Below are 7,107 nucleotides of genomic sequence, written 5' to 3'. Positions count from 1 at the left end.
ACCAGCCTCAGCAGACACCCCAACTCCTCCGACAACGACACGGTCCCCGCAACTCCTCAACTCGAGGTGTTGCGAGGACCGCGTGAACCCGCCCAGCGTGTGCGGGCCCTTCTGCGTTCCTCAGAGCCAGTTCTCGCGGGCGGCGTGGAGGGCCAGCTGGAAGCGGGTGCTGGCGCCTGTGCGGTTCATGAGGCGCTCCAGGTACCGGAAGAAGGTGCGGCGGCTGATGCCCAGCGTGCGGGCGATCGTGTCGTCCGCGGCGCCGGTGGCCAGCAGGGCGAGCAGACGGCGCTCGATCGGCTCCAGGCGGTCGTCCTCCGCACCGACCGACGCGTGCAGCGGCAGCGCGTTGCGCCAGCACAGCTCGAACATGCCGATCAGCGCGGTCAGCAGGCTGCTCGGCCGGATGATCAGCAGCGACCGGTTCACGTCGGTGTCGCGCGCCGACATCGACACGAACGCGATCGAGCCGTCGATGATCGTCAGCTTCGCCGGTACGTCGGGCAGCACCCGCGCCTGCTCACCCGCCTCCACGCACGGGAGGATGTTCTCGGTCAGGTAGCCGGGCACCTCGACCGACTCCGGCGAGTAAACGACCCGGTACGAGACGCCCCTCTTGAGCTGGTCGATCTCCTCCTGGTTCGGGCCGCCGATGTAGTACGGCGGGGAGTCGATCGCCAGGATCTCGCGCTGGACGCCGCCCTTGATCTGGTGGATCCGCTCGACGATCGCGCTGCCTGTGACCACCTCGATCAGGTGCGTCGTCGACTCGTTGTGCACGGTCCGGCGGAACTCGTCGTACGCGTTCAGGACCTCGATCCGGGCCTGCTTGAGCTCGGACTCGCGGCGCAGCGTCATCGCCTCCAGGCCCGCGTCCGGCGGGACCGGCAGGTACCGGGAGTGGTCCGAGCCGGACCGGCGGGCCAGGCCGGCCTGCACGAGTCCGCCGAGGGCGGAGTCGATCGAACGCTCCCGGTCGGGAACCGCGTCGTCCAGCTCGGTGATCGACGACGGGCCGGTCCGCAGCAGATGCTGGTAGACCCTGATCTCGTCGTCGTTGAGCCCGAGCACCCTCAGATGACCGACACGCTCCGTGTCCGCTGCGCTCACAACGCCGCCCTCCCTTCCGACTGCTGTCACCGTCCGCAACCGCCCCTCCAGCGTAGACGGGGCGTTCCAGCGCCGTCGGCACGGTCCGTGTCGACGTGTAAACACGCAGCGATATTTGTTGTCCTGTCAGCATTCTTGTGCCGTGTCACCATCTGGCCACCATTTCCGCGCAGTCGTGAGCGAGAATTGAGGTCCAGCAGCCCGGCGACGGACCACCTGAGCGCCGCCGGGCTGCTGTTCCAATTCTGGCCCGAGTTGGCTGTCTCGTCAGCGGAGCCTGTTTCGGTTGGGTCTCGATCCCGGCGCATCGGTGCCCTCGCACTTCCGTGCCATCACCCGCTGTGCCGGAGGGTGTACAAACTGTGGCATCTCCAATCGTGAGGCCGATGAGGAGGAGTGCCCGATGCGACCGGTTCCGCCGTGTACCGCCGCCCCTCGCGTCGTGGCTGCCGTCCCCAGCGCCCGGGTTTCCCGGCGTGCGCTGTCCTGCTCCGGTCTCCGGTCCGCCCCCACACCTGCTGCGCGCACCTGCCGGCGTACGCAGCACCTCTGGGGACGGACTAAAGGGCTTGCTTCCCAAGCCCTAGGTGCGATGACCGCCGCCCTGGTCATCGTGCCGGTCGATCCGGACATGTCCGCATCCGCCCACCGCGGGCACCGGACCGGATCGACGGTGGAACCCCGGGAGGTGCCGACGGGTACTCCGTGGATGGTGAGGCTGTCCATGGGGAGGGCGGACGTGCTGTTGCGTGACACGTCCGCTGCCGGAAGGCACTTCCTGGGGTCTCATCGGTGACTGTCTGTCCTGGTGGGACAGGTCACGCCAACTTGGCGCGGGTGGGTAGCGTCGTACATCGTGAATTGACGGCGATTTGACCAAAGAGGTCCCGCCGAGACCTCTTGCCCGCAAGGCGTTTTGGTCGTCGCTGGCTGTCAAATGTATATTCCGGATAACGATCGGCGAAGGACGACGCAGGTGTTGTGGACGCAGCGGGGTACGACGTTTGGTAGCCGTCCGTACGTCGTTGCTCACTAAGGAGGACCGCTGTGTCGTCGGCGTCCGTGCCGATCCGCTACTCTGCTTCCCGGTCCGCGTGGCACGTCGCCGTACCCCGGGCGGCAACCGCCGAAACCCAGGTGATCGGCCATTGTGGATCCAACTTTCCGGCAGAGAGAGGCATCGCCTGAATGAACGCGACTAGCGTCGACGAGGAGTTCAACCCGTCGGTGCACGTGTACGAACCACACAAGGTCGGACTGCCGGCACTGCGCCCGTACTTCAAGGCGCTGTGGCAGCGGCGGGAGTTCGCGGCGGAGATGTCCCGGACGAACATCCGGGCGGCCAACACGAACACCTTCTTCGGACAGGTGTGGCTGGTCCTGAACCCGCTGCTCCTGGCCGCGGTGTACTACCTGCTGGTCGACATCATCGCCGGCGGCGGTACCAAGGTGGACGCGGCCGAGCGGTTCGCGCACATGTGCGGCGGTCTCTTCGCTTTCTATTACTTCTCCGGTGCGATGACGGCCGGTGCGGCGAGCGTGGTCGGCGGCGGCAAGCTGCTGATGAACATGTCGTTCCCGCGGATGCTGCTGCCGCTGTCGGCGGTCAGGACGGCGTTCTTCCGCTTCCTGCCGACCCTCGCGGTGTACCTGATCATCCACGTCGCCATGCGGCAACCGCTGAAGTGGCAGATGCTGCTGGCCCCGGCGTTCCTGATCATGCTGACGGTGTTCGCCGCCGGCATGGGCATGATCTTCGCGGCCCTGCAGGTCTACTTCCGCGACACCACCAGCTTCCTGCCGTACTTCGTGCGGATCTGGCTGTACCTGTCGCCCGTGCTGTGGTTCGCCGAGCAGGCCCCGGCGAAGTTCAAGGGCTTCATCCAGTACAACCCGCTCTACTCGCTGATCGGCGGGTGGACCGACCTGCTGGTCCGCGGCGACATCCCGAAGTGGCAGATGTGGGCCGGCGCCGGGTTCTGGGCGATTCTGGCCTTCGTGGTCGGCTCGTTGTTCTTCATGTCGAGGGAGCGTGAGTTCGTTGTCCGTCTCTGAGACCGAGAAGAAGCCCATGCAGAAGACCCCGACGGGCATTCCGGCCGTCAAGGTGCAGGACGTCTCGATCACCTACCGGACCACGTTCGAGCGGGTGCCGACGTTCAAGAGTGCGATCGTCCGGCTCGGCCGCGGCGAGCGCGCGGTGCGCGAGGTCAAGGCCGTCCAGAACGTGTCCTTCGACGTCGACCACGGCACCACGATCGGCATCATCGGCGCGAACGGCGCCGGCAAGTCGACGCTGATGCGGTCGATCGCCGGCATCCTGCCGCCGACGTCGGGCCGGATCGAGGTGCACGGCCGGGTGTCCACGCTGCTGGCACTGGGCGTCGGCTTCAACGCCGCGCTGTCCGGCCGGGAGAACGTCGTCCTCGGCGGTCTCGCGTCCGGTCTGAGCCGCAAGGAGATCGAGGCGAAGTACGAGGAGATCGCGGACTTCGCCGAGCTCGGCGACTTCATGGAGATGCCGATGCGGACGTACTCGTCCGGCATGTTCAGCCGGCTGGCGTTCTCCGTCGCGGTGCACATGGACCCGGACATCCTGCTGATCGACGAGGCGCTGTCCGCCGGTGACGCGTCGTTCAAGACCAAGGCCGCGGCGAAGATGACCGAGCTGGTCACCAACAGCCGGACCATGTTCCTGGTCAGCCACGCGATGAGCAGCGTCCGCGAGCTGTGCAATGACTGCATCTGGCTGCACAAGGGCAAGCTGATGATGCGCGGCGAGCCCAACGAGGTCATCCAGGCCTACACGAAGTTCCTGCAGGTCGGCGAAGCAGAAGCTGTCTCACTCGAGGACCTCTGACCAATGTCACGCAGCACCGCGCCGGACGTGGGGATCATCACGACCGGCCACGACGTGGCCGATGCGCGCCTGCACAAGATCACCGCGGCCCTGCAGCACCGCGACCTCACGGTCGAGCTGTGGGGCCTCGGTGATGCCGAGGGCGGACCGGCCGGCGCGGTCGTGCACGCCGGGCCGCGCGGCAACATGGTGCAGCGGCTGGCGCGGACCGCCGTCCTGCCCTGGCGGACCAAGGCCAAGGTGGTGATGACGGTCGACCCGGACATGATCCCGGTCACCCGGCTGGTCACCACTATGCGGCGGCGCAAGTTCGTCGTCGACGTGCACGAGGACTACGAGCGGCTGCTCGCCGATCGCGCCTGGGCGCAGGGGCCGGCGGGACTGCCGGCCCGGCTGATCGTCCGCGCCGGGTCGAAGCTGGCCGCGCGCGCCGATCTCACCGTGGTCGCCGACTCGCACCTCGCCCCGCACCAGGCCAAGCACCGCCTGGTGGTGCAGAACCTCCCGGACCACGGCTTCCTGGCCCCGTCCCCGCCGATCGGCACACCGCGCGCGGTGTACGTCGGGGACCTGCGCGCCAGCCGGGGTCTGTTCGACATGGTCGAGACCGTCGCCGCGGCGCCGGACTGGTCTCTCGACCTGGTCGGCCCGGTCGCGCAGGCGGACCGGGACCGGCTCGAATCCCGCATCACGCAGCCGGACCTGGACGGCCGGGTCCGGTTGCACGGGCGCCAGCCGCCTGCCGACGCCTGGCGGATCGCGCACGGTGCCTGGACGGGCCTGGCCATGCTCCAGCCCACCCCCGCGTTCGTGGAGGCGATGCCGTCCAAGATCTACGAGTACCTCGCCAGCGGCCTTCCCGTGCTGTCCACCCGCCTGCCCCGGCAGTCGAAGGTGATCGAGGAGTCCGGTGGCGGAGTACTGGTGGACTCGGTGGCGGAGGCGTCCGAGACCCTGCGGCGCTGGTCCGCGGATCCCGGTGAGCTGGAGAAACTGCGCGACCACGCGCTGCAATGGGCGGCCGACCATCTGCCCACGAACACGCCGTACGACGACCTGGCCGACGCAATTCTCAATCTCTTAAGAGGAACTGCATGACCGACCGCCCACACCTGTTGTACGTCGCCTGGGGCTTCCCGCCCTGCCGTGGCGGCGGTGTCTACCGGGCCCTGGCCACGGCCAACCGGTTCGCCGCGCTCGGCTGGAAGGTGACCGTGCTGACGGCCGACCGCGACACGTTCTTCCGCTTCACCGGCGCGGACCTGACCCTCGAGGAGCGGGTCGACCCGTCCGTCGAGGTCGTCCGGGTCCCGTTCGAGTGGCCGATCCTCGAGGCCGATCTGCGCAAGTGGTCCAAGCGCCGGGCGCAGAACCCGAAGCTGTGGAGCAAGTGGCGCACCAAGCAGGACCAGATCCCGTTCCCGGAGAGCGGGTACGGGCCCTGGCGCTCGGTGATCGAGAAGGCCGCGGAGCAGATCCACAAGGCGCACAAGGTCGACCTCACGGTTGCCACCGCGAACCCGCACGTCGCGTTCACCGCGGCGTACCACCTGCACAAGAAGTTCCAGGTGCCGTACGTCATGGACTACCGCGACGCCTGGCTGCTGGACGTCTTCACCGGCGACCGGCTGCACGAGCCGAACAGCCGTGCGGCCAAGTGGGAGAAGAAGCTCGTCGAGTCCGCTCGCGAGGTCTGGTTCGTCAACGACCCGATCAAGGACTGGCACGAGAAGCTCTACCCGGCGCACGCCGGCAAGATGCACACCGTCGCCAACGGCTTCGATCCGGACCTGGTGCCGGACACCCAGGACCGCGGCGCGGTCACCGACCGGCCGCTCGTCTTCGGGTACGTCGGCACGGTGTCGCCGAAGGTGCCGCTGAAGGAGTTCGTCGAGGGCTGGCAGCTCGCCAAGGAGCAGTCCGAGGAGCTGGCCGGCGCGAAGGCGAAGATCCACGGCTACCTCGGGTACTACGCGCAGCCGCGGGCCGACATGCTCGCGACGATCAACAGCGCCGCCGACGCCGGGGTCAGCTACGAGGGTCCGGTCGGTAAGGCCGAGATCGCCAAGGCGTACGACGAGTTCGACGCGCAGCTGCTGATGCTGGGCAAGGGGCGGTACGTGACCAGCGGCAAGGTGTTCGAGTACCTCGCGACCGGGCTGCCGGTGGTGTCGGTGCACGACCCGGAGAACGCGGCGTCCGACGTCCTGCGCGGGCACCCGCTGTGGTTCCCGGTCGCGGACGTGACCCCGGAGGCGATCGCGGCGGCGCTGATCGAGGCGGCGCACGCGGCGCGCACCGCCGATGAGGGGATCCGGGCGAAGGCGCGGGAGTTCGGTGCGTCGTACCGGCGGGACCTACAGCTGGATCCGCGGATCGAGGCGCTGGCTGCGAGTGTGAAGGGAGTGGCGGCATGAGCAACGTCGTACTGCTGTCGACGCGGCGGCTGCCGCCCACGTACTTCGACCAGGTGCGCGAGGACCTCGGCGACCAGAACGTCACCATCGACGTCGTCGGCTGGGTCGCGCCGTCGGCGTGGGTGGCCGACAAGGTCAACACGTTCACGCTGATCGGCCCCGGCCGGATGCCGGCCCAGCCGGCCCCCGAGCCCGAGCCGGCCGCCGAGCCGACCGACGCCGCCCCGGACGCCGTCATCGCGCCGGAAGCAGTCGCAGCCCCCGAGACCGTCGTCGCCGACGAGGCCAAGGTCGCCCCGGCCGCCGCCGAGGTCGCCGCTGCCGGCGCGGCTTCGGCCACGCCTCCGCCTGCTGCGGCGAAGCCGCGGCCTACCGGGGCCAAGCGGGTCGTGAAGGCCGTGGAGTGGCGGGCCCGGAAGGCGCGCAAGGTGGCGGGCAGGATGTTGCCGAAGGCAATCAAGACCTCCGCGCCGGTGAAGTTCCTGAGTGGGAACCGCGCGAACAAGGATCTCGGCAAGACCTACTGGGAGCGGGTGCTCAGCCGTCGCGACGTGCTGACGACCATCGACCAGGCCGACGTCGTGATCGCCCTGGACGCCGGCGCGATCTGGGCCGGCTGGAACCTCGGCCAGCGCAAGGCCAGCACCCCGGTGGTGCTGGGTCTGCCGGCCGCCCGCCGCGAGCTCGACATGATGAAGGCCCCGACTACGTAATGGGTGA

The 7,107-nt window shown here is 68.6% G+C and carries 6 protein-coding genes; 5 read left to right on the top strand and 1 reads right to left on the bottom strand.

Annotation, left to right across the window (positions count from 1 at the left end; genetic code table 11):
* Window positions 1-120: 120 nt before the first annotated feature.
* Window positions 121-1,110, bottom strand: a complete 990-nt coding sequence (locus tag AB0I12_RS41000) for a helix-turn-helix domain-containing protein (RefSeq protein WP_355700992.1) — start codon at window positions 1,108-1,110, stop codon at window positions 121-123.
* A 1,188-nt stretch (window positions 1,111-2,298) separates the two neighbouring features.
* On the opposite strand from AB0I12_RS41000, the gene AB0I12_RS40995 reads away from it, so the two are divergent.
* The 5 genes from AB0I12_RS40995 to AB0I12_RS40975 are packed head-to-tail and all read left to right on the top strand — an operon-like array spanning window position 2,299 to window position 7,100.
* Window positions 2,299-3,165, top strand: coding sequence for an ABC transporter permease (locus AB0I12_RS40995; protein ID WP_359941389.1), 867 nt, complete (start codon window positions 2,299-2,301; stop codon window positions 3,163-3,165).
* Window positions 3,166-3,181: 16 nt separating this feature from the next.
* Complete coding sequence (locus AB0I12_RS40990) at window positions 3,182-3,970, top strand: ABC transporter ATP-binding protein (protein WP_355700994.1); 789 nt, start codon at window positions 3,182-3,184, stop codon at window positions 3,968-3,970.
* Window positions 3,971-3,973: 3 nt separating this feature from the next.
* Window positions 3,974-5,068, top strand: coding sequence for a glycosyltransferase (locus tag AB0I12_RS40985; RefSeq protein ID WP_359941386.1), 1,095 nt, complete (start codon window positions 3,974-3,976; stop codon window positions 5,066-5,068).
* Window positions 5,065-6,387, top strand: a complete 1,323-nt coding sequence (locus AB0I12_RS40980) for a glycosyltransferase (RefSeq protein ID WP_359941383.1) — start codon at window positions 5,065-5,067, stop codon at window positions 6,385-6,387. The genes AB0I12_RS40985 and AB0I12_RS40980 overlap by 4 nt, the downstream gene beginning before the upstream one ends.
* Entirely contained in the window at window positions 6,384-7,100 is a 717-nt protein-coding gene (locus AB0I12_RS40975; RefSeq protein WP_359941380.1) for a hypothetical protein, read from the top strand. The genes AB0I12_RS40980 and AB0I12_RS40975 overlap by 4 nt, the downstream gene beginning before the upstream one ends.
* Window positions 7,101-7,107 lie beyond the last annotated feature (7 nt).

This window comes from Kribbella sp. NPDC050459 (assembly GCF_040655315.1).
GTDB lineage: Bacteria > Actinomycetota > Actinomycetes > Propionibacteriales > Kribbellaceae > Kribbella.
This window is presented reverse-complemented; position numbering and strand designations above follow the sequence as displayed.